Origin of the sequence: Brenneria tiliae (assembly GCF_023347575.1) — a bacterium.
GTDB lineage: Bacteria > Pseudomonadota > Gammaproteobacteria > Enterobacterales > Enterobacteriaceae > Brenneria > Brenneria corticis.
Genome location: NZ_JAKPCB010000093.1, coordinates 69,272 through 94,156 on the forward strand (window position 1 = coordinate 69,272; position 24,885 = coordinate 94,156).

The 24,885-nt window shown below is 50.8% G+C and carries 30 protein-coding genes and 1 pseudogene; 24 read left to right on the forward strand and 7 right to left on the reverse strand.

Features of this window, described 5'->3' with window-relative positions:
* Nucleotides 1-374: 374 nt before the first annotated feature.
* The 3 genes and pseudogenes from MFP24_RS24385 to MFP24_RS07345 form a co-directional block, all read left to right on the forward strand.
* Nucleotides 375-470 (forward strand): annotated as a pseudogene (locus MFP24_RS24385) (RNase A-like domain-containing protein); the annotation flags it as partial.
* Nucleotide 471: 1 nt separating this feature from the next.
* Entirely contained in the window at nucleotides 472-810 is a 339-nt protein-coding gene (locus MFP24_RS07340) for a contact-dependent growth inhibition system immunity protein (protein WP_249232787.1), read from the forward strand.
* Between the two features lie 25 nt (nucleotides 811-835).
* Complete coding sequence (locus tag MFP24_RS07345; protein WP_249232788.1) at nucleotides 836-1,438, forward strand: hypothetical protein; 603 nt, start codon at nucleotides 836-838, stop codon at nucleotides 1,436-1,438.
* Between the two features lie 148 nt (nucleotides 1,439-1,586).
* Here MFP24_RS07345 and MFP24_RS07350 read toward each other — a convergent pair whose 3' ends face one another.
* From MFP24_RS07350 to MFP24_RS07360, 3 genes are all read right to left on the reverse strand, one after another.
* Complete coding sequence (locus MFP24_RS07350; protein ID WP_249232789.1) at nucleotides 1,587-2,603, reverse strand: pPIWI-associating nuclease domain-containing protein; 1,017 nt, start codon at nucleotides 2,601-2,603, stop codon at nucleotides 1,587-1,589.
* 228 nt (nucleotides 2,604-2,831) lie between these two features.
* A complete protein-coding gene (locus MFP24_RS07355; RefSeq protein ID WP_249232790.1) occupies nucleotides 2,832-4,409 on the reverse strand; it encodes an LA2681 family HEPN domain-containing protein in 1,578 nt (525 codons plus the stop codon).
* A 307-nt stretch (nucleotides 4,410-4,716) separates the two neighbouring features.
* On the reverse strand, nucleotides 4,717-5,049 hold the full coding sequence (locus tag MFP24_RS07360; protein WP_249232791.1) for a helix-turn-helix domain-containing protein: 333 nt from the start codon (nucleotides 5,047-5,049) through the stop codon (nucleotides 4,717-4,719).
* 100 nt (nucleotides 5,050-5,149) lie between these two features.
* Here MFP24_RS07360 and MFP24_RS07365 point away from each other — a divergent pair, with 100 nt between their 5' ends.
* Nucleotides 5,150-5,410, forward strand: a complete 261-nt coding sequence (locus MFP24_RS07365) for a helix-turn-helix domain-containing protein (protein WP_249232792.1) — start codon at nucleotides 5,150-5,152, stop codon at nucleotides 5,408-5,410.
* Nucleotides 5,411-5,429: 19 nt separating this feature from the next.
* Here MFP24_RS07365 and MFP24_RS07370 read toward each other — a convergent pair whose 3' ends face one another.
* Both MFP24_RS07370 and MFP24_RS07375 read right to left on the reverse strand, forming a co-directional pair.
* Nucleotides 5,430-5,747: a helix-turn-helix domain-containing protein gene (locus MFP24_RS07370; protein ID WP_249232793.1), complete on the reverse strand. Its 318-nt coding sequence runs from the start codon at nucleotides 5,745-5,747 to the stop codon at nucleotides 5,430-5,432.
* Nucleotides 5,748-5,873: 126 nt separating this feature from the next.
* Nucleotides 5,874-6,275: an H-NS family histone-like protein gene (locus MFP24_RS07375; protein ID WP_249232794.1), complete on the reverse strand. Its 402-nt coding sequence runs from the start codon at nucleotides 6,273-6,275 to the stop codon at nucleotides 5,874-5,876.
* 204 nt (nucleotides 6,276-6,479) lie between these two features.
* On the opposite strand from MFP24_RS07375, the gene MFP24_RS07380 reads away from it, so the two are divergent.
* The 9 genes from MFP24_RS07380 to MFP24_RS07420 are packed head-to-tail and all read left to right on the forward strand — an operon-like array spanning nucleotide 6,480 to nucleotide 13,723.
* Nucleotides 6,480-6,794 carry an integrative conjugative element protein, RAQPRD family gene (locus MFP24_RS07380; protein ID WP_249232795.1) on the forward strand — a complete coding sequence of 105 codons (315 nt, stop codon included), beginning with the start codon at nucleotides 6,480-6,482 and terminating at the stop codon, nucleotides 6,792-6,794.
* A complete protein-coding gene (locus MFP24_RS07385; protein ID WP_249232796.1) occupies nucleotides 6,791-7,024 on the forward strand; it encodes a TIGR03758 family integrating conjugative element protein in 234 nt (77 codons plus the stop codon). The genes MFP24_RS07380 and MFP24_RS07385 overlap by 4 nt, the downstream gene beginning before the upstream one ends.
* 39 nt (nucleotides 7,025-7,063) lie before the next feature.
* Complete coding sequence (locus tag MFP24_RS07390; RefSeq protein WP_249232797.1) at nucleotides 7,064-7,408, forward strand: TIGR03745 family integrating conjugative element membrane protein; 345 nt, start codon at nucleotides 7,064-7,066, stop codon at nucleotides 7,406-7,408.
* Complete coding sequence (locus tag MFP24_RS07395) at nucleotides 7,408-7,767, forward strand: TIGR03750 family conjugal transfer protein (protein WP_150437847.1); 360 nt, start codon at nucleotides 7,408-7,410, stop codon at nucleotides 7,765-7,767. The genes MFP24_RS07390 and MFP24_RS07395 overlap by 1 nt, the downstream gene beginning before the upstream one ends.
* Nucleotides 7,764-8,402 carry a PFL_4703 family integrating conjugative element protein gene (locus MFP24_RS07400; RefSeq protein WP_249232798.1) on the forward strand — a complete coding sequence of 213 codons (639 nt, stop codon included), beginning with the start codon at nucleotides 7,764-7,766 and terminating at the stop codon, nucleotides 8,400-8,402. Before MFP24_RS07395 ends, MFP24_RS07400 begins: the two co-directional genes overlap by 4 nt.
* The gene (locus MFP24_RS07405) at nucleotides 8,399-9,226 is read left to right on the forward strand and encodes a TIGR03749 family integrating conjugative element protein (protein WP_249232799.1); all 828 of its coding nucleotides are present in this window, start codon (nucleotides 8,399-8,401) and stop codon (nucleotides 9,224-9,226) included. The genes MFP24_RS07400 and MFP24_RS07405 overlap by 4 nt, the downstream gene beginning before the upstream one ends.
* The gene (locus tag MFP24_RS07410) at nucleotides 9,223-10,632 is read left to right on the forward strand and encodes a TIGR03752 family integrating conjugative element protein (RefSeq protein ID WP_249232800.1); all 1,410 of its coding nucleotides are present in this window, start codon (nucleotides 9,223-9,225) and stop codon (nucleotides 10,630-10,632) included. Before MFP24_RS07405 ends, MFP24_RS07410 begins: the two co-directional genes overlap by 4 nt.
* Nucleotides 10,632-11,027, forward strand: coding sequence for a TIGR03751 family conjugal transfer lipoprotein (locus MFP24_RS07415; protein ID WP_249232802.1), 396 nt, complete (start codon nucleotides 10,632-10,634; stop codon nucleotides 11,025-11,027). Before MFP24_RS07410 ends, MFP24_RS07415 begins: the two co-directional genes overlap by 1 nt.
* The gene (locus MFP24_RS07420; protein ID WP_249232804.1) at nucleotides 11,027-13,723 is read left to right on the forward strand and encodes a conjugative transfer ATPase; all 2,697 of its coding nucleotides are present in this window, start codon (nucleotides 11,027-11,029) and stop codon (nucleotides 13,721-13,723) included. The genes MFP24_RS07415 and MFP24_RS07420 overlap by 1 nt, the downstream gene beginning before the upstream one ends.
* Nucleotides 13,724-13,823: 100 nt before the next feature.
* On the opposite strand, the gene MFP24_RS07425 is transcribed toward MFP24_RS07420, so the two are convergent.
* Nucleotides 13,824-14,009, reverse strand: coding sequence for a toxin-antitoxin system HicB family antitoxin (locus MFP24_RS07425; protein WP_249232805.1), 186 nt, complete (start codon nucleotides 14,007-14,009; stop codon nucleotides 13,824-13,826).
* 129 nt (nucleotides 14,010-14,138) lie between these two features.
* On the opposite strand from MFP24_RS07425, the gene MFP24_RS07430 reads away from it, so the two are divergent.
* Nucleotides 14,139-14,489 (forward strand): hypothetical protein, encoded by a 351-nt coding sequence (locus tag MFP24_RS07430; protein ID WP_249232807.1) that lies wholly within the window; start codon nucleotides 14,139-14,141, stop codon nucleotides 14,487-14,489.
* 222 nt (nucleotides 14,490-14,711) lie between these two features.
* Here MFP24_RS07430 and MFP24_RS07435 read toward each other — a convergent pair whose 3' ends face one another.
* Nucleotides 14,712-15,632, reverse strand: coding sequence for a LysR family transcriptional regulator (locus tag MFP24_RS07435; protein WP_249232809.1), 921 nt, complete (start codon nucleotides 15,630-15,632; stop codon nucleotides 14,712-14,714).
* A 122-nt stretch (nucleotides 15,633-15,754) separates the two neighbouring features.
* Between MFP24_RS07435 and MFP24_RS07440 the strand changes: the two genes are divergently transcribed.
* The 10 genes from MFP24_RS07440 to MFP24_RS07485 all read left to right on the forward strand — a co-directional run bounded on the left by MFP24_RS07440 (nucleotide 15,755) and on the right by MFP24_RS07485 (nucleotide 24,884).
* Complete coding sequence (locus MFP24_RS07440; RefSeq protein WP_249232810.1) at nucleotides 15,755-16,720, forward strand: transporter substrate-binding domain-containing protein; 966 nt, start codon at nucleotides 15,755-15,757, stop codon at nucleotides 16,718-16,720.
* Nucleotides 16,721-16,795: 75 nt separating this feature from the next.
* Nucleotides 16,796-17,641 carry a DMT family transporter gene (locus MFP24_RS07445; RefSeq protein ID WP_249232909.1) on the forward strand — a complete coding sequence of 282 codons (846 nt, stop codon included), beginning with the start codon at nucleotides 16,796-16,798 and terminating at the stop codon, nucleotides 17,639-17,641.
* A 34-nt stretch (nucleotides 17,642-17,675) separates the two neighbouring features.
* On the forward strand, nucleotides 17,676-18,563 hold the full coding sequence (locus MFP24_RS07450; protein ID WP_249232811.1) for a 2OG-Fe(II)-dependent halogenase WelO5 family protein: 888 nt from the start codon (nucleotides 17,676-17,678) through the stop codon (nucleotides 18,561-18,563).
* Nucleotides 18,564-18,572: 9 nt separating this feature from the next.
* Complete coding sequence (locus MFP24_RS07455) at nucleotides 18,573-19,301, forward strand: 2OG-Fe dioxygenase family protein (RefSeq protein WP_249232812.1); 729 nt, start codon at nucleotides 18,573-18,575, stop codon at nucleotides 19,299-19,301.
* 1 nt (nucleotide 19,302) lies between these two features.
* Nucleotides 19,303-20,037 (forward strand): SDR family NAD(P)-dependent oxidoreductase, encoded by a 735-nt coding sequence (locus tag MFP24_RS07460; protein WP_249232813.1) that lies wholly within the window; start codon nucleotides 19,303-19,305, stop codon nucleotides 20,035-20,037.
* Nucleotides 20,038-20,320: 283 nt separating this feature from the next.
* Nucleotides 20,321-20,728 carry a TIGR03757 family integrating conjugative element protein gene (locus tag MFP24_RS07465; RefSeq protein WP_249232814.1) on the forward strand — a complete coding sequence of 136 codons (408 nt, stop codon included), beginning with the start codon at nucleotides 20,321-20,323 and terminating at the stop codon, nucleotides 20,726-20,728.
* On the forward strand, nucleotides 20,725-21,714 hold the full coding sequence (locus tag MFP24_RS07470) for a TIGR03756 family integrating conjugative element protein (protein WP_249232815.1): 990 nt from the start codon (nucleotides 20,725-20,727) through the stop codon (nucleotides 21,712-21,714). The genes MFP24_RS07465 and MFP24_RS07470 overlap by 4 nt, the downstream gene beginning before the upstream one ends.
* Nucleotides 21,656-23,047 carry an integrating conjugative element protein gene (locus MFP24_RS07475; protein WP_249232816.1) on the forward strand — a complete coding sequence of 464 codons (1,392 nt, stop codon included), beginning with the start codon at nucleotides 21,656-21,658 and terminating at the stop codon, nucleotides 23,045-23,047. The genes MFP24_RS07470 and MFP24_RS07475 overlap by 59 nt, the downstream gene beginning before the upstream one ends.
* Entirely contained in the window at nucleotides 23,047-23,373 is a 327-nt protein-coding gene (locus MFP24_RS07480) for a hypothetical protein (protein WP_249232817.1), read from the forward strand. The genes MFP24_RS07475 and MFP24_RS07480 overlap by 1 nt, the downstream gene beginning before the upstream one ends.
* Nucleotides 23,370-24,884, forward strand: coding sequence for a conjugal transfer protein TraG N-terminal domain-containing protein (locus MFP24_RS07485; protein ID WP_249232818.1), 1,515 nt, complete (start codon nucleotides 23,370-23,372; stop codon nucleotides 24,882-24,884). Before MFP24_RS07480 ends, MFP24_RS07485 begins: the two co-directional genes overlap by 4 nt.
* Nucleotide 24,885 lies beyond the last annotated feature (1 nt).

Below are 24,885 nucleotides of genomic sequence, written 5' to 3' on the forward strand. Positions count from 1 at the left end.
AACTTCTGCTCTTGGCACACAGCAGCCGTTCATACCGAACCTCGTCATAAGACGAGAGTTATGCGCCAATTTTAGTCGGGGATGGTCAAGTGATGTGAAAACGGTCACCAAATAAAATGCAAATGGGTACTTAAGTCAGATTCAATTACGCAGGTAAAACCCCTGAAGAGTTTAAAGCGAGGCTTAAGCGTTGACCATACAAGTAGCTTTAGAACCGTAGATGATGTCGAAAGGCTTATCTCTGCAGTAGTGCGCGGTAACCGACTCCAGATTGAAATGTGGGTTAAAAACGTCCCGCCCAGTTTACCCGCTCGTATGACACTGAAGCGTGTATTTTTACAGTCAATCGCATTGCGGTTTAGCGTGAATCTTCACAGGTGATGTCCTGCTATTGTGTCAGGGTAACTCTGGAATTCCGGCCTTATCATGGCAAACCCTATTTCGTTCTGACAGCATTTCCGGATCCATAACATGGAAAGAATCAATATAATCTCGCTTGACGACCTGATCGCCATTTATTTCGTCCAGGACTACGACCTCTTCGACGACAGTAATGACATTGAGCCTAAAATCGATGCATCCCTTAGTGCTTCACACAAAGGGATGCAGCATGCTGTTATTCTTGACATCGATCTGCTCCTTGCTGAGTGTGACGACATTAAGGCTGACTTCAGAGCTCATTACCAGCGGACGTTCATTCCTGAAAACAGGGGAACAACGCCTGCTAAATTTCTCAGATTAGTCACAACACGGATCAGCCTTGCTCTGCAGGGACAACAAAAAGAAATCTCAATGCCGGTGCATTCTTAACGATTAACTGGGAGGGTCCGTACAGATGAAAGTCACCAAACAGAACAAACCGTCTTACGAGTGCATGAGCATCGCAGAGACTGCCTGCATTCTGGCAGATGACGCGTCTATGGCGGCGCAAAAAGATTGGGTACAGTATCACTGCAATACGGGGTTTATCTTTCTGGCATTTGCGATCGAAGCGATGTTCATCTTCTATCGTCGCCAGGTTGAGCCAGGTTACGACAAAAACAATGACAGGATGTCACGAAAGGATTTCCACAAGAAAACACTTTCGATGTGCGGATTTGACAAGTTCCTAGGGTCCGCTGATTACCAAACCTGCGCAAAATGCCTCAAAATACGCGACGGCATTGCACACGGCGACACATACGAATCCTCGTTTGAGCATCCTTCAAAACACCCATCAGGCACTACATTGCAGACAATAGAAATCCTTGCGGTTCAGTCAGAGCAATTTCGTGACATTTCACCTCAAATACTCAGAAAGGGAATTGAGGCCGCTAAACGCATTGATGAATTCATATGTGATAATGCTCGCCATCCCGGTATAGAAGAAGCCGATCGTGAATATGCACCTATTTTTTTACAGGCTTTCGGAGTGACCGGAACTTCAATGTGGGAGTGATATGTCTAAAGGAAACTAAAATCTGCGTTTTTATGAACTTAGCTATTGGATTAGATTCCTTTACACGTACTTTGGATACCCCCAATAATCATCATAACGAAATGACTGGGTGAGCAAGGTTCTGACACCCAGAAAATGTTATTGAATATCAAAAATCAATTTCGGTGTAATTGAGGTCCTGAACAATTTCATCTGGTTCATCATCAGGTATTACATAACTCAGCTCTGGGAAGAGGCTTCGTAATCTTGCCGGTTTTATGTGAACTTGTGCGATCATTTCAAGAAACCGCCGTGTACTGTAAATTTTATCAGCCATTGCTGAGCCATTACCATCGTCATACCATGAACCTGTATCAACAATAGCGGTTCTAACAAGAGGTCTAATATCTTCAAAATTGCTAGCACGTACAGACACAGCGAATTTAAAGGGATAAGAGTCCCCTTGAGCTAAGTAATCATCACCTCGTCCGTATTGACGCGTAATTTCAAGTGTTCCCCTAACTAATAGGTAAACATAATCTTCTGTAAGTCTGAGAGGTTCTATAGATTCAACAATGCAACCGTCTACAATCGTCTGTGACGATAGTATATCAACTTCATCAGGAGTGTTATCTCTCGTAACCTCGTTTATATGGTCGCTGACCTCTTCAATAATGGAATCAGTCAGTATGCGTTCCAGATCACCAAAGTTAACAAATATCTTGTTGCAAAGCTCAATCAGCAGTTTCGCTTTTTCAAAAAAATCCTTTGGCTGGCTTTCAAGCGACTCTTCAGTAATATGGGTGTAGTAATTCAATGACTGATAATTTTTGTTAAACCAGCCAATACCGTCATCCAGCTCCTGAAGTGCTGTAGCATCTAAGAGTCCATCAGGTATATGTTTTTGAGCAATGTACTTAGCCTGTTGTTTACGAGTTACTGTCGCATTGTTTCTGTTGGCGGTGAACCATGGGGCTGCCATCACTCTTTCATCTGGAGCCATTCGGGACAGGACGTGGTTTATAAGCTCACGTATGGCATAAGCGAAATTGCTAAACCTCAACGGATTGCCGTGAGAACAATAATTTCTGAGGCAAGCAATGAAGAGCTGCTCCTCGAAATCAGTATCCAGGTGTTCATGAAACTCCTTAATAAAGTCCATCTGAAGCATTCTTTTTAGTTTCATTTTTAAAACCTTTTATTAAAATTTTCTATAAAACTTTAATGCCAGTTATAACCTTATGTCCAGCCACTATCAACTGATCTCTTCCCTGAAAACAGTACCAGTCTAAACTGAAGTATCCGGTCTTTCTTTTATCGAACAAATATGCCCCCACAAATGCCCCCTAAGTACTAAAACACATTTGTGGGGTAAAAAGAAATACCGACCTTACTATCGTCCTGGAAGAGTAGGCTATAAAATTTTTCTCTCTATGGTGTTTGTAATGGTCAATACGTCATCTGGGATATTTCGGTTTCCCTGGATACGTACTGTGAAAACAAACAGAATAATCGCTGATTTCACAATTTTCATGAGTTGTAACAGATGCAGCTCAAACTCTTCTTTCTCAATAAATTTCACTTCATCAAAAAAACCATAAGAGTTATATAAGTCTGCGAACATGCCTTTTTCGTGAATAACTAATAATTTATGTTCTAGATCATTCCTCCAATCTCTAAAAAATGCAAGCTCACCATTTTTATCGTTCAAATCCATTGCAATACTAAATAAACCGAATAGCCCTTTATTATTTATTTTGTTTATTTTATCCTTTCTTTTTTCATCACGAACCTGCCAGAAGTTGTGAAAGTATATATGACCTTTGTCTGGCCTTAAATCAAACAACCTACATAGAGCAACTGCTATTTTATCTAAAATACCAAAGCATGATCTAAATGCTATTCTTAACTTCTCAACATTTTCATATAATATCTCACCATTATACAATTCAGAATAACAAACTTCAGAATACTCATCAAAAAACTCACTACCAACCTTATATTCAAAAAACATTTTCCTTGCTAATGAGTACTCAGCTTTAAGCCTGTTCAACACCATTTCCATTGGCACAATAAAATCCCCAAAAACGCCCTTTTCGGGGGGCGCAATAGTAATGTTATCTTTAGATGATGCATAACAATTGCAATATAGAGAATGATCAGACAACATTAGATTATTATCTACGCAAAACCTCTGATAGTGTGATAAAGCATCATACTCCTCGCTCGTGAGCCTTTCATCTGTACCTACATCCTCAAAGATATCTATACATGACTCCTCCAATATATCTTCGTTGTACTTTATTTTTCTTTGATAAGTTGCAACCCATGAAGGGATACATTTTCCTGTATTTATTGCACATTCATAACCTCTAATAACTTCCCTAACCATTTTATATGTATATATGGTAGATAGTTCATTAAGTAACTCTAATGCTTCAGACCTGTTGACCCATGCTTGAGGAATTGAATCATCAATAGATATAGCTTGTTCATAATAATCCATTGATTCAGATATACGATACTGTCTTTTTAATGCATTAGCCAAGTTGACCATTAACTCAGGATGAATACCACCCTCCTCTCGGGAATGTTTATACGATTTCCAGTAGTTATTTTTAACTTCATTCAGTTTAATAAAACTATCAATGTCTGCATCGTTATGAGGGTTAAAATCAAGAATTGCGCCCATGCCGTTTGCTAAGTTATAATAATATGATGATTTTGTTGTTATAGTCAGAATATCATCTTTATTATTTATAAATATACTCAAACCTTCTTCTGCTATACTTCTTTTGTTACTAAGACTTCCAATATCAATAAGATTCCCAGCTAAATTAGACAATATGATAATTCTATTTGCATTGATGGTATTTAAAGCATCAATACCCTTCAGTATCTTCTTTGCATTTTTATAGGCAGAATCAAATGCCCCTGCATTTATGAGATCATTAATATTTCTCATTTTTGAAACTACGTAGTTGATATCCATTCAAACCTCTAAAGCTAAGCCAATGATGCCTATCATTATATGAGAGTGGTCAATCGAAAACATGCCACTTCTGACCAAAAATTTTTCATTATGACAAACATCGCACTACACCACACCTGACCCACTCCCCTCTAATTAATGCAGTGCGAACTTAGCAACTTCCCCTCCTGGCCCTGACCTGACAGTCAGATCAACTTGAAGCCGGAATAGCAAAAACGAATATATCACCCAACCAAACCGATCAGTTTTCTGGGAAAAGACTCCCGTACAGCACTTTCAACCCACTATGCGATAAAACACCCCACCATCAGCAATGTAGTACAACCCTATTCTTTACCCGCGCAAGAATTTCCGTTTTGTCCTCTGGCGGCAATACCTGAAATGCCAGGATCAGGTCAGCCAGTTCATCATCAGCGGCATAAAAATAGGCTAACGGCACGTCCAGCACATCCGCCAGCCGTTGAATCGTCTCGGTGTCGGCCTCATGCACGCCCTTTTCATAGCGATTAATACGTGTACTGGCGACAAATTCATCGATCCCTGCATCAATACCGAGCTGTTTTTGCGATAGCCCTTTCGCCAGGCGCGCCTGCTTAAGCCGCTGACAGAAGATGTCATGATAATGGGGTCTTGTTTTCATGACTACGAGAATCGTAGTTTTTACTTGAACTGAATACTACGAATAACGTAGTATTTAAGTTGTACATGTTTCTTTTATGAAAACGAGTTAGGGGGCTCTTATGAAAAACGACTGGCATCAGGCGGATATTTTCGCCGCCTTACACAAACAGGGTACAACAATGGCCGCGCTTTCCCGTTCTGTCGGATTGAGTTCGTCGACACTGGCCAATGTAATTTCCCGTCCCTGGCCGAAAGCAGAATGGATAGTTGCCGAGGCATTGGGAATTCATCCTGCCGAGATCTGGCCAAGTCGCTACTATGATTCTGAGGGAAAATTAATCGATCGTAAGATAAAAATCAGAGGGAAGCGGGCTAAGTAACGCGATCGCATTACCTGACTCATTTATTTTCCAGCGAGGCAAGCAGCGCGTTTTGTTGTGCTGCCGACAGTTCGGAAAATTTCAGGATCATCTTCGCCAGATTATCGTCGTTTGCATAGAAGTACGCCAGCGGGACATGTAACGCTTGCGCCAGACGACCAGCGGTCACGATATTGGCTTCGTGAACGCCTTTCTCATACCGGTTGATACGCGTGCTGGCAACAAATTCGTCAATCCCGGCAGCGATACCCAGTCCTTTCTGGGACAGCCCGCGAAGCTGCCGGGCATCCTTTAAACGTTTACTAAAAATATCACGGTGTGGTCGATGAGCATTCATAACTACGATAATCGTAGTTATGAAGAATTACCGATACTACGAGTATCGTAGCCGGGTGAATGATTCGGCAATGTATTTGGCGTGGTAATCGATATCACTCATGTCCGGGAACATCTGAGCCAGACTTCAGATGGCAAAATCTTCCAGTGTCTTGCCGTCCTTTTCAATGGCTTCACGGATGACGGCAGGGGTCCGGCCTTGCCCGGTCCATGTCCGCGCGTTACCATTTTCATCCGTGTATTGATATCTGGCGGGACGAGGCGCGCGTTTGGCTTTGGCTGGCCGGTTTTTTATATTGCCAAGCAATTCAGCCGGATCAATACCGTCTTCCAGCAATCTGGCGCGCAAAGCGTCTATTTTAGCCTGCCGTTCAGTCTGTTCCTGCTGATTTCGGGAGTCTTCCTCGCGGCGCTCTTCAACAATGACCGTCAGTTTCTCCAGCATCTCTTCCAGCGTTGCCAAATCGGTTTCGCGTGCCTGAGCGCGCAGGGAGCGTATGTTATTTAAGACCTTAAGGGTTTCACTCATTTATCGTCATCCTGATGGTTATCAATCAGCGCTATCTTACAGGAGAGACAGGATCCGGAACTACCTGTTCAGCACAATAGAGTCTGATGCTCCAAATGCCTTCCCCAAGAATTTTCTTTTTTTCCGGTAAACGGTTGATTGCGGAAACCGTTTAACCGCTCTGGCACGCTGCAAGCCTCCCCTCAATTGTCTCTGGAGGCCAGAATGACTTTTCTTTCGCGACTGTGTTTATCCGCCATGATGCTGGCCGGTCCGGTTTATGCCGCGCCGACGACGGAGCAAGCCAGTCTTGCCCTGATGCTAACGCAACTCAATCATATCGAGTCCACCCTGCAACGTGCGCAGGCGCAAGCCGCCCAGGCCCCCGCAGAACGCTTCTTTTTCGATTACACGCAGGCCTACGCGGATATCGGGACTATCCGTACCGGTATTGAGCACTATCTGACGCCGGTACGGTCGCAGCCTCGCCACATCATCCCGCTTTCAGGCCGTTACCGGCTTGAGGATGCCGCGCAATGACGCCTGAACAAATCACCGCGTTTCAGGCGGGAAGCTCCGCACAGCCGACCGAAGTCAACGTGATGGTGCTGGGATTACTGTGCGCCGCGCTGTTCGTGTGGGCCGCCTGGGTGCTGCTGCGCTCTTGGCAGGCTTATTCCGGCAACGCGCTAACGCTACGCCAGTTCGGCGGGATCGCCGCCCGCACCACGCTATTGCTTCTGGTCTGCTTCTGGCTGGTTCTCAGCTAATACCCCGTCTTCTTTAATGCCGTTCATCCGGAGAATGCCATGTCTACAAAACACCTGATCCGTCGTTTTTATTTCGCCGCCCTCCTGTCCACCTGTTCATTTTCCACCTATGCCGATTTACCCACGATGGAAGATCCCTCTCGCGGCAAGGGCAACGGCATCATGGATACGCTAAAAAATTACGGCTACGACATCGTGATCCTGCTGTCGCTGGGCGTCTGCGCCGTGGGTTTTCTGGTTGTCGCCAACAGTTGCATCGCCACCTATTCGGAGATCCAAAACGGTAAAAAACAGTGGAAGGATCTGGGCGCTATGGCGGGCGTCGGCGCCATCCTGCTGGTCGTGACCATCTGGTTGCTGACGCAGGCCAGCGAGGTGCTGTGATGACATTGACGATCGATTTCCTGCCGGACCGCCTCAATCGCGAACCGGTCGTGTTTCGAGGGATGACGGCTTCCGAGCTTTTTATCTCGCTGGCCGCAGGCTTCCTGTCGGGACTAACCGGCGGAATACCGCCCGCGCTGTTACTCGGCGTCTGGGCGCTGATCCCCACCGGCGGACTGGCAGGCGCCGCGCTCGCCATTCTGGTCGGCGGACGCTATCTGGCGCGCCTGAAACGGGGGCGACCGGATACCTGGCTGTACCGCTCGGCGGACGCCTGGCTGGCCCGTCAGGGTTTCGGCGATCCCCGTCTGGTGCAGAGCAATGCAGTCTGGTCTACCCGCAGGAGCGTGAAATCATGAGCCAGTTCAAACACGCGCTGGCCGCCCGCGATGCGCATATCATCACGCTGCGTCTGGCGCTGGGTCTGCTGCTGGTGATTATCGCCGCGCTCTGGTACGGCTGGCAAAGCGCGCCACGCCACCTGACCATTCATAATCCGCCCGATCTGCGCGCCGGTAGTACCCGTCCGTGGTGGGAGGTGCCGCCGGGCAATGTCTACGCTTTCGCATTTTATATTTTTCAGCAAATTAACCGCTGGCCCGTTGATGGCGATCGGGATTATCCGCGCAATCTTTCCGCACTGAGCGCCTATCTGACGCCAGCCTGCCGGGCGCAACTGGAGCTGGACTACCGTCAGCGCCGGGACGCCGGAGAACTGCGCGACCGGGTGCGCGGCGTCTATGAAATCCCCGGACGCGGTTTTCACCACAAACGCGTGGAGGTGCTGGATCGCGATCGCTGGACGGTCACGCTCGATCTTACCGTGGATGAATATTATCGCGCAGAGCCCGTCAAGCGTGCGCTGGCGCGCTACCCGTTAAGCGTCGTGCGCTATGACGTGGACGCTGAAAAAAATCCCTGGGGACTCGCACTCGACTGTTTTGCCCGCCCCCCGCAAAAACTGGAAGCGACGAGCGCAACGGAGGAAAAATGAAAAAGGTCATCCAGCCTCTCCTGCTTTTGTTCTGCCCTTTCTTCGCTACGGCAACAGAACTGGTGCAATGGCAACGCATCCCTCTGCCGGTTGAACTGCATGTCGGCCATGAACGCGTGCTGTTTATCAACAAAAACGTTCGCGTCGGCTACCCTGCCGAGCTCGGCGACAAACTGCGGATCCAGAGCAGTGGCGGAACGGTCTACCTGCGGGCCAGCAAACCGTTTGCCGATACCCGTCTTCAGCTCCATGACGTGGAGAGCGGCGAGCTGATTTTACTGGATATCCGCGCCGCTGACGGCGATGCGCTGGAGCCGCTGGAACTGCGCTACGACGAAGCGGTTTACCGTAACGATATCCCCGACAGGCCGGATACCGAGGCCCCGGCCGATAGCGTCGCGAAAACGTCTTTCCCCGTCCCGGTCGCGCTCACCCGCTATGCGGCGCAAATGCTCTATGCGCCGTTGCGCACCGTCGAGCCGGTCGCGGGCATTCGCCAGGCACCCGCGCGTCTGCCCGCTACCGTCACCACGTTGCTGCCGACTGAGCCGGTAACCGCCACGCCCCTGGCGGCCTGGCAACTCGACGGCTTTACGGTCACGGCCATCAGGCTGCGAAACCACAGTCCGGGCCGTATTCACCTCGATCCACGCGCGTTACAGGGCGCCTTTGTCGCCGCCACCTTTCAGCACGACTGGATCGGCGCACAGGGCACGCCGGAAGACACCACCGTGGCGTATCTGGTCACAGACGGCGGCGCGGATCGCGCCATACTGCCGGAGCCGCCCGCTGTCGAAAAAGGGAACAAGGGGGCGACACGATGAAATTACAGGCCAACAACCTGTTGAAACTGCTGCTCCCCTGCCTGCTGCTGGGCGCGGGATTTATCGGACTGAAATCCTGCCAGCCCTCCGACAGTGAGAAAAACGAACAGGACGAACATGCCGTGGCTGATTTAAGCGGCGACGAGCTCACCGCGCTGGGCATCGATGGCGATACGCCCCGGGATACCGTCGCCACGCTGGTCGGCCAGATGAAGCAGTACCGTCAGGAAATGGCGGAAATGCGTGAGAACAGCGCCTCGCTGGTTCAGGAAAACCGGCGGCTACGTGAACGCGACCAGAATGTGGAAAGCCGCATCAATAACGCCATCAGCCGGGAGCGCGAGACGTTCAGTTCAGCGCTGCAAAAGCAGCAGAGCACCCTGCTGGACAGCGTTCAGGAGAAACTCAGCCAGCTGACGCAGAAGCCCGCCGCCGCGGACGATATTCCTCTCGGACTGGGGCTGGAAAATCAGGGGGTCCCCGCCGGCGCCCTGCGCTGGATAGAGCCTGCCGATGCCATGCCCGTGGACAAACGAGGTCAACCCGCCGTTTCCGGCGTGCAGTTCCCGACGCCGTTCGGCTTAGCCGGAGATAGCGCGAACGGTCAGCAGAAGGAGGCTCGGGGTGAGGAAACGTCAGGCAAACGCGCGGCTACAGAGGTTGTGCCGGTTTACACGCTGCCGGAAAACAGCACCCTGACGGGGTCGGTCGCCATGACCGCGCTGCTGGGGCGGATCCCGATTAACGGCACGGTCAGCGACCCATACCCCTTCAAGATATTGATCGGCCGCGATAACCTGACCGCCAACGGCATCGAACTGCCCGACGTCGAAGGCGCGATCGTTTCCGGTACGGCATCCGGCGACTGGACGCTCTCCTGCGTGCGCGGCACGCTTCACAGCATCACCTTCGTCTTCCGCGACGGCACCGTGCGTACCGTTCCGCAGGCCGCCGGTCAATCAGGCCGTGACGGCAACAGTTCACAGAACAGCGGCAGCGGGATCGGCTGGCTGTCCGATCCGCACGGTCTGCCCTGCATTCCCGGCGAGCGTAAATCCAACGCCGCAGCGTATCTGTCGTCGCAATTTCTACTGTCGGGATCGTCCGCCGCCGCCAGTGCGTTCGCCAACGGACAGACTACCTCCACCGTGGAAGACGGTTCGATCACATCCGCCGTCACCGGCAACAGCGGCCAGTATGTCCTGGGACAGGCGCTGGGCGGCGGCCTGAAAGAATCCGCCGACTGGTTCAAACAGCGCTACGGTCAGATGTTCGATGCCGTTTACGTCCAACCCGGCCACCCGGTCGCCTTACATATCACGCAGCAACTCTCTATCGATTATGAGAAACAGGGCCGCAAAGTGAAATACGCGCCGGTCACCGGCAATAAAGGAGGACTGGACTGATGAAACACCACTTTCTTTCTCTTCTGCTGCTGACGCTGGCAGCTACAGGATGCAGCACCTCGCAGGAAACCCTGCTGCCGGTGGATGAAAACACCACCATGCTGAGCCTGTGGGGACGTCAAACCGGCGACAACCGCACGCTGTATGACCAGCGCAGCCTGCTGCACCGCCCGCTGGAACAGCCCCTGACGCAAGAGCAGCAGTCCTATACCCGCACCGCCGGAAACGAAATCCGGGCGCAGTTCCGACGCCTGCCCAACCCCGATATGTTGATGTATGTCTACCCGCACCTGACGGACGGCGAACCCACGCCGGTGCCGGGCTATTCCACCGTGTTCCCCTTCTACACGCGGGTACAGTACGCGATGCCCGGCGAACGTGCGGAGGCGCTGTAATGATACAGACCGCACAACCCCGTACCGGGAAACTCACGCAACAGGCGGCGAACGCCGCGTATCAGAAAGGCCCCTCCTTTGTCGATTTGCTGCCGTGGGTAGAATACCAGCACGACAGCCAGACGTTGCTGCTTGACGACGGCCGCTCGGTGGGCGCTGTTTACGATATCACCCCTGTCGGCACCGAAGGCCGCTCGCAGCAGCATTTATCCGAGATCCGGGATATCGTCAAAGACGCGCTTCAGGACACCTTTGAAGAGCTGGATAGCTGTCCGTGGGTGGCGCAGTTTTTTTGTCAGAACGAAGACGATTTCAGCGGCTATCTGCAACAGCTACGCGACTATGTGACGCCGGCGGCAATAGGGTCGCCATTCAGCGAAGCCTGGCTGAGCGAAATGGAAAAGCACCTGAACGGCATCACTCGCACCGGCGGTCTGTTTTTTGATGATGTGGTGACGCGCACACCATGGCGGGGGCAGATTCGTCGCACCCGGCTGGTGATTTACCGCTATTCACCAGCTAAAACGCCGCCCGGCGACCTGTCGCCAGAGCTGGCGCTGAACAATGCAGGCGACAGGCTGGTATCCGCGCTAGCGGGCGCCGGGCTTTGCGCACAACGTCAGACCGGCGCCGACGTTCAGCGCTGGCTGACGCGCTGGTTTAATCCGGCCCCGCCGTACGACGACCGCCAGGCATTTTACGGCATGGCCCCGGAACAAGATCCCCCCGACGAGGCTACACCGCCGGTCATGACTGATTTTGCCGAGTCACTGCTGTTCAGCGAACCTATTTCCGACGCGCGGCATGGGATTTGGTGCTTTGACCGGCTGCCTCACAAGATTGTGACGGTCGATCGTTTGCGCAAACCGCCGCGCATCGGCCATCTGACCGGGGAAAACCGCAAGGGCGACGGCATCAACGCCCTGTTCGACCTGTTGCCCGAATCCGCCATCATGGCGCTGACGATGGTGGTGTATCCGCAGGACCGGCTGGAAGCGCACCTGAACCGCCTGGCAGACCGCGCCATCGGCGAAAATATCGATTCGGAATACACGAAAAAAGATTGCCGGGACGTCAGACAATGGCTAAAAACAGGCCATAAAATGTATCGCAGTACGCTGGCATTCTATCTGTCGGCCCCGGACGTTGCGGCGCTGAACCGGCAAAGCCGGGAACTGAACAGCGTATTGCTCAACGCCGGACTGGTGCCGGTACAGAACGGTGATGAAGTGGCGCCGTTAAGCAGCTACCTGCGCTGGTTGCCGATGTGTTTCGATCCGGGCCGCGACAAGCGTCATCTGCATACCCGGTTTAATTTCGTGCAGCATATCGCCAATCTGCTGCCGGTCTTCGGACGCGAAACCGGTACCGGGCATCCCGGCATCAGCTATTTCAACCGGGGCGGCGCGCCGCTCGACTTCGATCCCCTGAACCCGGCCGATCGAGCCAAAAACGCGCATCTGTTGCTGCTGGGACCGACCGGCGCTGGCAAATCGGCCACGCTGAACGGCAAGATCGCCCAGTTGATGGCGCTGCACCGTCCCCGCCTGTTTATCGTCGAGGCGGGAAATTCTTTCGGACTCATGGCCGATTACGCCAGACGGCACGGGCTGACGGTCAACAAAATCAGTCTGAGGCCCGGCAGCGGGATCACCCTGCCGGTCTTCGCCGACGCATGGCGGCTGTCAGAGCAGGATATCAGCGCCGACCTGCCGGATAGCGACGAGGAGGAAAAACAGGACGATGACGACCAGCGCGATATCCTGGGCGAGATGGAGATTACCGCCAGACTGATGATTACCGGTGGCGAAGCGCGGGAAGATGCGCGTCTCACCCGCCCTGACCGCGCCATGATCCGCCAGGCGATCATCAATGCCGCCACGACGTGCCACCCGGGCGGGCGTCAGACGCTGACGCAGGATGTGCGCGATGCGCTGTTCGACCTCTCCCGCGACGCCACGCTGCCGGAACCCCGCCGCAACCGGGCCTATGAAATGGCGGAATCCATGAACATGTTCTGCTCCGGCTTCGAGGGTGAGTTGTTTAACCGGGAAGGACAGCCCTGGCCCGATGCCGACATCACATTGGTCGATCTGGCTACGTTCGCCCGCGAAGGCTACGAGGCCCAGCTTGCCATCGCCTATATCTCATTGATTAATCACATTAACAATATCGGCGAACGCGATCAGCACCTGTCCCGTGCCATCGTCAATATTACCGATGAAAGCCATATCATCACCGTCAACCCGCTGCTGGCGCGCTTTCTGACCAAAGGCTCAAAAATGTGGCGCAAACTCGGTATCTGGCTGTGGCTGGCGACGCAAAACCTGGCCGACTTTCCGGATGACGCGAAAAAGCTGCTGAACATGATTGAGTGGTGGGAGTTGCTGGTCATACCGCCCGAAGAAGTGGAACAACTGGAGCGCTTCAAAGCCCTGACCGAAGAACAGCGCCTGCTGCTGTTGTCCGCGCAGAAAGCACCCGGCAAATACACCGAAGGCGTGGTGCTGGCCAGTAAAGTGGAAGCGCTGTTTCGCGTAGTCCCGCCCAGCCTGTTTCTGGCATTGGGGATGACGGAAAAACACGAAAAAGCACAACGGGCGCAACTGATACGAGAACAGGGGATCAGCGAACTCGATGCCGCCATTCTGGTGGCGCGTGAACTGGATGAAAAACGGGGGCTGACGACGGCATAATCAACCAAACCCGGCGACATCACCGGCATTAAGTCTGCAACGGCGTACCCGACGCCGTTGCCCTTTGCAATAATGCCGTCTATTGGGTCGTGAAAACCGTCTACCCCTGAGGATCAATGCCAAGACGCTTCAATTCTTCCCTGCCCAGCGTCTTTAACCAATTGCTCAGACTCATTCCTGCGGCAGCGGCGGCTGCCTCAAACTGCGCCTTTAACTCTGGATTAATGCGCATATGAAACGGCGGGGACTTTCCTGTTCCCCGTGATTGGCTGTCTCTTGTTGACATGTGTACACCTATAGAATAAGTTGCCTTATAGGTGTACACCTTATCATGGCGACACCGGACAAGACAACGCCCCGGAAGTGCGGACACACCGCCGGAGCGTCTAACCACAACATTAAGGAGCCTAATGCTATGGCTAACGCTGATAGTAACACGAACACGTACCATGACTCACTGCCGAATACCGATTGCCTTTATTCCACCATGCGCGGCGCACTGGCCGATCTGGATTTTTCCGCTATGGACGATGACTCACGGCTGCTGGCGGCGGATTATTGCGAAGGCACCCGCGCCGGGCTCTGCCACTGCCTGAATTTTATTGGCGACACGCTCGTGACCTTTGCCGATAACCAAGTACACGAATTCACGCCAGCAAGTCTGTGTCAATTAGGTCATAGCCTGATATCGGTAAGTTTGCTTATCCCCGCCCTTACGGATTTACAGCAACGCGCAGAAGCGCCAGCCCGCCGGACTACGGACTGAATTAATAAAATTAAACTAAAGCTCCACTGTCTGTAGAGGGCAGTGAAGCTTTATTCTTTTCGACCAGCGAAAAATTGCGCCTCACTCCCCTGTTCCGTTGTTTACTGTCCTGTCATCCGAATTCCAGTTAACGACGATGTGTTACAGAGTATTAGAAAAAATTAAAGCTCTCGCATCAAAGCCAACACATCTCTGTTCACTTAGTCGTTACATCCTCAACTTTCAGGAATGAGGAACCATCAGCCTGACATTTTTCATCAAAAAATCAATAAACACCCTGGCTTTGGGGGGAGTCAGATAATTAGGAGGAGATATGATGTAAGCGATATCTTTTTGTGGAGGAATGATTTCATATGCAGGCAGGACCACGACCAGTTCGCCAGATCCAAGCAGTTTCTGCGCTACAAAATTTGGCAGGATACCGATACCACGGCCTTCTAGCACAGCATCCAGCATCGCATCACCGTTATTCGTGATCAACCGGGGTTGTATTGAAATTTGATATTCCTGACTATCCATTGCAAAACAACATGTTGTTCCAAATCCTCTATCTTTAGGCATAAAGACAGCGTGCTGTTTAAGCTCATCAAGCGTATCCGGTCGCTCTCTTTCGTATTTTCTTGCGCATACCAGAACATAATTCACGGGCATCAGTACCCTGGCGACCCAATCTTCGGGAGGGCGATTGGTAATTCTAACCGCAAGGTCATAACGCTCCCGAAGCAGGTCAGCAAGATTATCCGAAAGATCCATATCCACATGTACATCCGGATACTGCGCCAGAAAGTGTGGAAGCAGTGGCGAAAGAACCATTTTACCCAGCGTAGTGGGTGCCGTAATACGAAGAAATCCCTGAGGGATCTCACGGTAAGTTTGCGCTCTCGCTAACAGCTCATCCGCCTTCCCAATAATTGCACAGGCCATCTCATAAATTTCCCGCCCGGCTTCCGTCACCTGTAAGTATCTCGTCGACCTTTGCAGCAGAACAACATTCAGATCCTTCTCCAGACGGTCTATCTGTCTGGCGACGGATGAAGGACTTAGTGACATGGCTCTTCCCGCCGCAGAAAAACTGCCCCCGTTTACTACGTGGGTAAAAGTAACCAAATTAGGCAGCAGTCCCTCAATGTTATTTATGCGCACGGTGCAAAACTCCTTTTTAAATATGTCTATTCACAGATGTCGAAATATCTTCAACACTACATCTGACGGTTAATCCGGCTCCTTCGATGACATAGGAACACCCCTGATAGGGAGAATCATATATGATTATTGAAAGCATACGAAAGCGAGGATTTCTCCGGGCCGGGGTTAGCCTGGGATTTCAGGGATTCTCCTGGCTAAATCCGGCCACAAATCAGTGGCAGGGGTTCGATATTGAACTCGCCCGGGCCGTATCAGCCGCGGTGCTAGGCGATAAAGAAAGCATCGAATTTATACCTTTATCTTCATCTGATCGTTTTGACACGTTACAAAATAATCAGATAGATATTGGAACATATAATGCCAGTATTACACTAAGCCGTGAAATAATTTCCCAGGTCCATTTTACCCATCCCATGTTATATGACGGGGAAGGATTACTCGCAAGAAAAACGAAAAGAGATGAAAACGCCTCAACGTGGGTAAATTTATTATCTCGTCATCCACGTATTGCGGCACTCATAGGATCTACGACTCATGAAAATCTGATCCGTTTTTTTCAGCCCCACAATTACAATTTCGATGTTGCTTTATATAAGTCTCCCAAAGAGGCCCTTCAGGCTTATGATGATGGCGAATGTGATATGTTCTGTCTGGATCGTTATCTTCTTGCTGGGGTACAGACTGTTCTCAGGACGCCATCCGAACACGAGATCCTTCCCTATATTATTTCCCGGGAAGCGATGGCGCCTTTTATCAGTGATTCAGACCCACAATGGCGGTCAACTACGACATGGATCATGAGAACGTTAATCGAAGCAGAATCTCTCGGGATTGATAGCCAAAATATAGATGAATTTAATGAAAACAAAGACTCTTATGAATATCGATTCCTTAACCCACCCGAATTTATTTGTAAACACCTAGGGCTTAATCGTCATTATGTAAAAGCAATAATAAGAACCGTTGGTAATTACGAAAATATTTTTGAAAATACGCTCGGCTCGCGTTCAAACATCAATGCACCCAGAAGAGAAAATCGGCCCTGGCAACAAGGCGGCATGCTCTGGTGTCCAAATTTTATTTAACGAAACAAACGGCAAGGAAATACTCTCGTGAACATGACAGACAAACAATATGGTACTATTCAGTTATCCGTTGCCATGATTCTATCCGGTACTATCGGGTATTTCGTTATAGAATCCGGTCAGTCCCCTATTAACGTTGTATTCGCTCGATGTGTGATAGGGAGTATTTTCCTGGTTATTTATTGCTTTTATGCGAGATTATTTAATATATCTTATCTTACTGCAAAGAATATAGGACTGATGATTATCGTAGGGTTATCGATCGTCCTTAACTGGATTGCACTATTCAGTTCATATAAATATGCGTCTATAGGTGTAACAACGACGATATACCATATGGCTCCATTCATTGTTTTTTTCGCTGGTGCGTTTCTTTTTAAAGAGGGAGTGAGTAAATCCAGGCTTATATGGCTACTCGTCGCATTTCTGGGCGTTATTCTGATTGGCGATCCAGAAAATCAAACTATCGCCGTCGGCAGCTCATATCTTCTGGGATGTGGACTGGCTCTTATCGCTGCGGCATTATATGCAATAGCAACGCTCGCCAGTAAATTTATCAAGGATATTCCTCCACATGTTATGGCACTGTCTCAGATGTTAATTGGCGTCGTAGTATTATTGCCATTAGCAGATTTCCGACAACTTCCTGGCACACTATGGCAATGGAATTGTCTTATTATACTCGGCATCGTCCACAGCGCTTTCATGTATATTCTGATTTATGCTTCGTATAGGAAGTTACAGACAGCGACCATTGCCATTCTTTCCTATATCTATCCAGTTGCCGCAGTCATTGTTGATTACTTAGCTTTTGATCATGTGTTCTCTGCCTTACAGATCTCTGGAGGGATCATGATCCTTGCCGCCGGTCTTTGCGGGACGCTGAATCTGAATCCATTTGTTTTTAAGAAAGCACAATGATTCAATTCGTTACAAATAAATGATGAGGTGAAAAATGGAAAATAAAATTTCTGAAAATAAATTCAACATATCAGGTAATATCATTTCTTCTGGTTTTGGTTATCTCGAAACAACAGGAGAAAAGCTCGATTTTGAAATTATCCGTTCGCTTATATTGGAAGGAAATTACCATGGAAAAATTCTTTATGTGATACGGAGTAAAGTTGAAAAAAAATGGTGTGAATTAATAACCGATGAATTTGAAAGATACATCACTGAAATTGGTGGGAACAGGGAAGGCGATACTTACGTTTCAACCAAACAGATAGGTGCCTCTCAATTTTCCAAGAATGGCGCGACCTATACGGAGGAAGCCAGAAAACTGGCTGGCGGTGTTAGCGAACTACTCAAAGATATACCACATCATGTAGTTGAAGATATTTTCCTTAACTACTTTCAGGAGAATAACTTTCTTGATTATGGGATTCATTTCGGTCCAGCTCGTTATAAAAATGGTTATTCCAATTTTTCCACTTTCCGCCGCTGGCTCGATAATGGCGCAATGTCTTTGATGCCACATGAAGATAAGGCTCAAACAGCATTCGCTCAGGAAGATAGCTTTGAGATTGAAAACGCGAAACATGTAATAGCATTTAACGCCTGCGTCCAGGCCATTGGGGAAGGAGGAGAACTGACCGTATGGAATCTTGAGCCGGACGAAACCTGCCGCCATAGCTTCGGTGTCGAAAAAACAGGCTATCCGTATCCGCCTCAATATCTTGGTAACATCGAGTCCATTTCAGTACGCCTGAATCCAGGTGATATTTACTTTCTGAATGCAGGCTTCCTCCATGGCGTACAGACAGTAAAAAATGGACAGCGGTTAACAGCAGGCCGATTCATTAGTTCAATTTCTTCACGAAAAGTAATTTACTGGACCTGAGGAGTGATCATGAATTACGAAAAAAAACTCCATCAAAATGGATATGCTTTTATTCCCGGCGCATGGTATGAAAAGCTTTATATGAAAAGTCCATACATAAATGAAAGTATTAATGAAGAAACAAAAAAAATTATTCAGCATTACGAAAAACTCGTTCTAGATCCTTATTCGCCGGGAAGCCGTTTCAGAGCGTACTCTCAGTGCCAAATGAATGATTATGACAACTTAGTATTTGGGCATTTTGAACCTTATCTTCAGACCAAAACCTACAACCCTGATACAGGCGGCATTGTTCGAACCTATCCTTTAATTCCGTCGGAGGTTTTAGAGAACAGGCTGTTCCGTTTATTAATCACTCACGATATACACTTTGTCAAAACATATGGCGAAATTGGCGATCCAAGTAAAACTATTATTGGAATTCACCTTTTCAGATATCTTGCGACACCAGAAGCCCCGGCCTTTAGTTCGCCTGCCTGGTTACACCGGGATGACGAAGATATTGTTTTCGTCCATCTACTTTCTTTATCTGAAAACGCTATGGGTGGCGACAATATTATCGCCACTGATGGTCGCCACATGGAACGAGTTATGAGACTGGAAAAACCTTTAGATACATTTGTTGTGAACCACGCCAAACTCCATGCGGTAACCCCAATATGGTGTAAAGAAACCGCTAACAAAGAAACTCAATGCACCCGTGATATTATATTAGTGACATTCCAAAGGAGAAAATAAGATGCTTCAAAATCTGGCAATTATAACTGGTTCATCCGGAGGAATCGGTAAAGCTGTTGCAGAGAATCTTTTAGGAAAAAATTTTATTGTGCATGGTATTGATGTCTGCCCATCGCCGATAGAATTGGAATCACATAACTATAAACATCATATTATGGACATACGAGATTTTTCCTGTTTATCCAGCACTATTGAAAATATTCTTTCGGAAAACGCAGAAAAATATACGTTGGTAAACTGCGCGGGAATTCGGGAAATTTGTTCCATAAAAAATTTAACCTTGAGTTTGTGGGAAGAGGTTTTTGATGTTAATGTCACGGCCTCGTTTGTCACTTCACAAGCATTCAGCCAAAAACTAATCGTTCAGGAAAGAAATGGCGTCATCATTAATATTGCTTCCGTCTCAGGGCTTCTTGGGGAACCTAACCGTACAGCCTACGTTTCCTCCAAGCACGCGGTTTTAGGACTTACCAAACAACTGGCTATTGAATACGGTAAATATGGCATCAGAGTCAACGCAATTGCTCCTGGCGTGATCCGCACTCAACTCACTGAGGCTTACTTCAATGATCGCGAACAAATGGGAAAAATTGATACTGGTCAGTTCATCAAAGAATATGGAACTCCCGACGATATTGCTGACGCGGTTTATTTCCTCACCTCTGACCAATCAAAATTTATGACCGGCTCAACGCTGGTAATTGATGGCGGGTGGTCGGCAGGGAAGGTAATATAAATCTCATAATGAAAACGTTCGATTCTTTTATTTCTAAATAACTGTTCCGAATACCACCACAGCTACAGTTTCTGGGGTACAGACCGGGCTCATTAAACCCGGAGATGGCAAGGCTTAGCATCGAACCAGGAACAGCTATTTAGTCCAACCTAATACACCTGAATGTTACCGTTACGTTCATCTGACAAACTTTCCGCTCACCACCATATTTAGTTGTTTGCTGCCACATTCCCCATGTCTCCAGTTTAATCCTCCTAACAGATTCATCGATCAGGGGGAAAAAATGCAAATCCGTTGTTTTTTAGCGCTGTTGACCGCGCTCGCCGCGCAATCCGCCGCCGCGCAGACTATCATCTACACCACGGAGAAGTGGCCGGTAATTAGCCCTGAACCCGGAACTGTGGTGCAAATGCTGGAGGATGTACAAAAACGGGAACAGACGCTATTCCCCAATCTGTACGCCAGCCCGGAACAGGCTGAACGGCAGGCGCTGCTGCGTATGCAACAGCCAGACTGGCAGGAACAGGAAGCACGGTTAACTCGCGCTTATCAGGCACTGATGGATGCCTGGTCGCTGGGCATTGCCAAAGTTCCGGCAGTGGTGTTTGAAGATAAATACGTTGTCTACGGCACCACGGATATCGGGCTGGCGCGGCAAAAGCTGGAAACCTGGCGGGAGCAGCAGCCATGAAACTGCGCCGTTCCCTCTCATACGCCCTGCTGGCCGTGACGCTGCCCGCCGCCGCCATCACCACGCCGCAGATTATCGCTTCCTCACTGTCGCCGGACTGCCTGCAATATCGGGTAGTGGGACTTTGCTATTGGCTATTATGCACGCCCTGGGGCTGTAGCGTAAAAGTCTCCATCAAGGTCAAACACAATCTGCCCGAGCTGGTGGTGTCGGCTTATGTCACTCCCGGCGATAACCCGTGGCGGGAGATGGCCTTTATGGGGACTGCGGTCACTGGCGCCGAAGGCGGCGGCGACACCAACCCACGTCCGGAAAACATCAAAACCAAAATTCGTTTTAAAAACACCGACGCCATCGGCCACCCCGGCGGCGAGGTCTTCAATCGTTTTCTGGGCGCATTCGGTTACAGTTGCAGCAGCAATGTCGTCCCTTTCCAGCCCTACTTTCTCAGTACCCTCGATACGCTGGCCTGGCGCGGCGGCGTGCCGGAGATGCTTTATCCCGAAGCGTTAACTCCCGGTCTGCGTGAAGTGGGACAGACCGGCGATTTATGGGGCAACGTCTATCCCCGCGCCGGCGCGTTGGGACAAACCCACGATCACAAAGCCGCGGCGGTCATGGCGCAACGCGCAGCGGATATCGTTACCCGTTCCGGCCAGTTGCACGTCTATATGCCGCTGACCGCCTCATCCCGTCCCGGTTACTGGCCGCCGTCCCCGGTGCAGGAAAACCGCTCCAACAATCACGGCTGGCAGATGCTCGTTCCCCAAACCAGCAACCAGTGCATCACCTTTCCCGACCGCAGCATCAACGACACCTACGCCGACCGGCTTGCCATTGATGGCAACTACGCCTGGACGCTCTGGCGTCCTTATTCCTGCTGCAAACGTCGCGGTCAGATATTTCTCGGCAGTACCGGAGGAGAAAATGAAAATACCGACATTGACATTCGTCCTGACCTGCCTGCTGACTGGCCCCTTCTGTAACATCGCGCTGGCGGCTGACTACAGCTATGGTTTGAACCAGCAGGGCGCCATTGCCGATGCGCTGTATTATCAGATTGGCGGCGGTTCGGTGATCACCCCCGCCCTGACGCGCCGCAACACGCAGCTACTGAATATGCAACTGGGCTGGAATGCCGATCTGATGTGCGGCAATTTTGATATCAGCACCACGGTCAAAAACCAGCTTAACGGCGTCACAAGCGGGTTTCAGGACCTAATGGGACAGGTTATCCAGAACGCCACAGGCGCCGTGGCCAGTCTGCCTGCGATGCTCATCCAGCGAGCGAACCCTCAGCTTTATGATTTACTCACCAACGGCATTCTACAGGGGCGTCACGATTTTGATAAATCCATGCTGAGTTGCCGCAGGATGGCGGAGAAAATGACCGACTTTGCTTCCGGCTCGACATGGACGCAAAGTGCAAAAGCCGAAAATTACCAGACCGTCGCCGCCAGTGAAACCGATGCGATACGCGCGGAGCAGCAAGCCAGCCGGGAAGCGGCTAAAAAAGGAAAAACCTGGGTGGGCGGGCAAAAACGCGGCGGTGCGGGTCAGCGCCCCATCAAACTTATCGGCGATACCGTCAAAGCGGGCTACAACCTCCTGAACCAGCGTGACGTAACGGATACCAGCAGCGTCTCGGGCTCCTGGTGCAAAGGCGAGCTTTGTCAGGTCTGGGAAAACCCGGAAGAGGCCGCCGCATGGACAACGCGCGTTGTCGGTGAACAGACGATTAATGTCGCTCCCGATAATGATGCCGCCGGCAACAGCGAGAATAAAACCGGCGCACAGGCGGGCGTGGGACTTTCCCCGCTGATAGAAGAAGAGCAGGAGAAAATCGCGCAGGTACTGGCCGAACTGGTTAACGGTTCGCTTCGGCCCACGCACGAGAATTTGTCCAAAGCCAGCGGCGGCAAGCTGTTGCTCACACGCGGCGTGATAGAGGCACTGAAAGACGATCCCGACGCCCTGGTGCTGGTACAGCGATTATCGGGAGAAATGGCGCTTGCCAGGGTGATGGAACAGGCGCTAATGGCCCGCCGCACCCTGCTGGCCGGGATGCGCGAGCCTAATATCGCCAGTGAAAAAGAAGCGCAGTCACAACTGGGACAGACCGCCCTGCAACTCGAGCAGGAACTGAACCAGTTACGCCTCGAAATGGAGATTCGCCGTGCGCTGGCGGATAACGCCAGCAGCGTCATTCTGGAACGTCAGTCCTATCGCAATCTGACGCAGGGCCGGACTATTGATACGCATGATGACATGGATAATCGCATCAACAAACTGAATAACCTGGAACAGGAGAGCCACTGATGACATTCTCCCGAACCGGTAAAATACTGCTGTATGTTGTGGCGCTGATACTGGTTGCCGCGCTGACGATCTGGCTGGGAATACAGCTAACCGGCAGTGAATCTGACTGGCGCCATTGGCTGTATCAGGCACGCTTCGGACTGCTTTGCTGGCGTCTGGCGTTGTACCTCTGTCTGGCTGGCTTCTGGCTGTCGCTACGCAAAACGCTTCTACAACGTTATCCCGCCTGCCAGCGCCTGTCGCTGCGTACCGCCTTCCTGTTCTTTCTGCTGGTCGCAGCCGCTGAATACAGCAATCTGGCATATCTCAGGGGAGGTGACGCATGACGGCCAATACCTATCTGGAATACTTCCTCACTCTGCTGGGCTGGCTCGCCAATAACGGCATCTGGTCGGTCATCACCGCGACCGGCCTGTTCGCCTTCCCGCTGCTGGCGAAGCTCATTGAAATCTGGCTAAAAGCCCGCAGTCAGGGGGCTGACGAGGGAAATCAGGGAGGACTGGCGTTAGCCTGGATGGAGCACACGGTCTATACCGCGCTGGTGGTCATCATGTTTACCTGCGTTCCTCTGCTGGATGTCGATCTGTCCACTCTCCGCTATGATGCCTCTCGTATCTCGCAGTGTGGCCGCACCGTCGTGCAGCCGGCTGATTCGGGTTACGCCTCGCTGACCAACGAACTGGGCGGCCAAACCGCAGCGGTTCCGGTATGGTGGTATTTTATTCATGCCGTATCCAAAGGCGTCACTAACGCCGCGGTCTCCACACTCCCCTGCTCTCCCGACCTGCGACAGATCCGCTTCGAGGTACAGCATACCCGCATCAGCGATCCGACGCTGGCGCAGGAGCTCCAGGATTTTGTGGAGGAGTGTTATGCGCCTTCCCGCGCCCGCCTAAAAAGACAAGAAGCCGGTCTGGCGCTGGATATCAGCGATGACGTGGCCTGGCTCGGCTCTTCTCACTTCCTGACGACGCCCGGCTACTACGATACCGATCACGCACGTTCGCCGCGAAGCCAATGGCCGTATGACGGCACCCGGGACGCTGGATTATTTGATGCAGGCACCGGCGGCTATCCCACCTGCAAGCAGTGGTGGCAGGACGGTAGCATCGGCCTGAAAGATCGCCTGCTGGCGCTGGTTCAGCCTACCGTCTGGCAGCAGCTCAAAGCGCTGGGGCAACCGAAAAGCGTTTACGAAGCGTCCGTACTGCGTTCTCTGGTCAGTCAGCGAAACATGCAGTCATCACAAAGCGGCTCCGTTTATGGCGGGTATGGCGGCAATGCCGGCATGATCTCGACAACGCAGGCGCTGACGAGACTAAGCAGTCTGACGGGCACTGCCGTATCCAGTCTGGCGATGTTTCCGGCATTCGACAGCCTGCGCCAGGCGCTGCCGATGGTACAGACTATTCTACAGATGGCGCTGGTGATCTGCCTTCCCATGGTCATTCTGTTCTCCGCCTATGCGCTGAAAACGGTGATCACACTGACGGCTGTACAGTTCGCCCTGTTCTTCGTCACCTTCTGGTGGGAACTCGCCCGCTGGCTCGATAGCTGGCTGCTGATTGCGCTGTACGACAGCAGTACCCATAGCAGCGTTTCGCTGAATACGCTGAATTACGGATTCCAGAACAGCAGCGACGACATCATCGTCAACATTGTGATGGGTACCATGTTTCTGGTGCTGCCGGCTTTCTGGATGGGGGCGCTGGGATGGGCGGGCATCAAAGTAGGAGGAACGCTGGAAATGGCAGCAACAACAGGGACCAAAGATGCTACAGCAGCCGGAGGTTCAGGAGGCAATATGCTGGTATCAGCAGGACGGAAAAGAAAGTAAT

What these genes read in the sequence shown, in the direction of transcription:
- MFP24_RS07365 (WP_249232792.1), top strand. Translation starts at nt 5,150, where the DNA reads ATGAAAAACGACTGGCATCAGGCGGATATTTTCGCCGCCTTACACAAA.
- MFP24_RS07405 (WP_249232799.1), top strand. Translation starts at nt 8,399, where the DNA reads ATGAAAAAGGTCATCCAGCCTCTCCTGCTTTTGTTCTGCCCTTTCTTC.
- MFP24_RS07375 (WP_249232794.1), bottom strand. Translation starts at nt 6,275, where the DNA reads ATGAGTGAAACCCTTAAGGTCTTAAATAACATACGCTCCCTGCGCGCT.
- MFP24_RS07450 (WP_249232811.1), top strand. Translation starts at nt 17,676, where the DNA reads ATGGAAAATAAAATTTCTGAAAATAAATTCAACATATCAGGTAATATC.
- MFP24_RS07400 (WP_249232798.1), top strand. Translation starts at nt 7,764, where the DNA reads ATGAGCCAGTTCAAACACGCGCTGGCCGCCCGCGATGCGCATATCATC.
- MFP24_RS07485 (WP_249232818.1), top strand. Translation starts at nt 23,370, where the DNA reads ATGACGGCCAATACCTATCTGGAATACTTCCTCACTCTGCTGGGCTGG.
- MFP24_RS07385 (WP_249232796.1), top strand. Translation starts at nt 6,791, where the DNA reads ATGACGCCTGAACAAATCACCGCGTTTCAGGCGGGAAGCTCCGCACAG.
- MFP24_RS07430 (WP_249232807.1), top strand. Translation starts at nt 14,139, where the DNA reads ATGGCTAACGCTGATAGTAACACGAACACGTACCATGACTCACTGCCG.
- MFP24_RS07345 (WP_249232788.1), top strand. Translation starts at nt 836, where the DNA reads ATGAAAGTCACCAAACAGAACAAACCGTCTTACGAGTGCATGAGCATC.
- MFP24_RS07395 (WP_150437847.1), top strand. Translation starts at nt 7,408, where the DNA reads ATGACATTGACGATCGATTTCCTGCCGGACCGCCTCAATCGCGAACCG.
- MFP24_RS07370 (WP_249232793.1), bottom strand. Translation starts at nt 5,747, where the DNA reads ATGAATGCTCATCGACCACACCGTGATATTTTTAGTAAACGTTTAAAG.
- MFP24_RS07425 (WP_249232805.1), bottom strand. Translation starts at nt 14,009, where the DNA reads ATGTCAACAAGAGACAGCCAATCACGGGGAACAGGAAAGTCCCCGCCG.
- MFP24_RS07455 (WP_249232812.1), top strand. Translation starts at nt 18,573, where the DNA reads ATGAATTACGAAAAAAAACTCCATCAAAATGGATATGCTTTTATTCCC.
- MFP24_RS07420 (WP_249232804.1), top strand. Translation starts at nt 11,027, where the DNA reads ATGATACAGACCGCACAACCCCGTACCGGGAAACTCACGCAACAGGCG.
- MFP24_RS07350 (WP_249232789.1), bottom strand. Translation starts at nt 2,603, where the DNA reads ATGAAACTAAAAAGAATGCTTCAGATGGACTTTATTAAGGAGTTTCAT.
- MFP24_RS07390 (WP_249232797.1), top strand. Translation starts at nt 7,064, where the DNA reads ATGTCTACAAAACACCTGATCCGTCGTTTTTATTTCGCCGCCCTCCTG.
- MFP24_RS07460 (WP_249232813.1), top strand. Translation starts at nt 19,303, where the DNA reads ATGCTTCAAAATCTGGCAATTATAACTGGTTCATCCGGAGGAATCGGT.
- MFP24_RS07415 (WP_249232802.1), top strand. Translation starts at nt 10,632, where the DNA reads ATGAAACACCACTTTCTTTCTCTTCTGCTGCTGACGCTGGCAGCTACA.
- MFP24_RS07470 (WP_249232815.1), top strand. Translation starts at nt 20,725, where the DNA reads ATGAAACTGCGCCGTTCCCTCTCATACGCCCTGCTGGCCGTGACGCTG.
- MFP24_RS07340 (WP_249232787.1), top strand. Translation starts at nt 472, where the DNA reads ATGGAAAGAATCAATATAATCTCGCTTGACGACCTGATCGCCATTTAT.
- MFP24_RS07465 (WP_249232814.1), top strand. Translation starts at nt 20,321, where the DNA reads ATGCAAATCCGTTGTTTTTTAGCGCTGTTGACCGCGCTCGCCGCGCAA.
- MFP24_RS07360 (WP_249232791.1), bottom strand. Translation starts at nt 5,049, where the DNA reads ATGAAAACAAGACCCCATTATCATGACATCTTCTGTCAGCGGCTTAAG.
- MFP24_RS07380 (WP_249232795.1), top strand. Translation starts at nt 6,480, where the DNA reads ATGACTTTTCTTTCGCGACTGTGTTTATCCGCCATGATGCTGGCCGGT.
- MFP24_RS07480 (WP_249232817.1), top strand. Translation starts at nt 23,047, where the DNA reads ATGACATTCTCCCGAACCGGTAAAATACTGCTGTATGTTGTGGCGCTG.
- MFP24_RS07440 (WP_249232810.1), top strand. Translation starts at nt 15,755, where the DNA reads ATGATTATTGAAAGCATACGAAAGCGAGGATTTCTCCGGGCCGGGGTT.
- MFP24_RS07355 (WP_249232790.1), bottom strand. Translation starts at nt 4,409, where the DNA reads ATGGATATCAACTACGTAGTTTCAAAAATGAGAAATATTAATGATCTC.
- MFP24_RS07410 (WP_249232800.1), top strand. Translation starts at nt 9,223, where the DNA reads ATGAAATTACAGGCCAACAACCTGTTGAAACTGCTGCTCCCCTGCCTG.
- MFP24_RS07445 (WP_249232909.1), top strand. Translation starts at nt 16,796, where the DNA reads ATGATTCTATCCGGTACTATCGGGTATTTCGTTATAGAATCCGGTCAG.
- MFP24_RS07475 (WP_249232816.1), top strand. Translation starts at nt 21,656, where the DNA reads ATGAAAATACCGACATTGACATTCGTCCTGACCTGCCTGCTGACTGGC.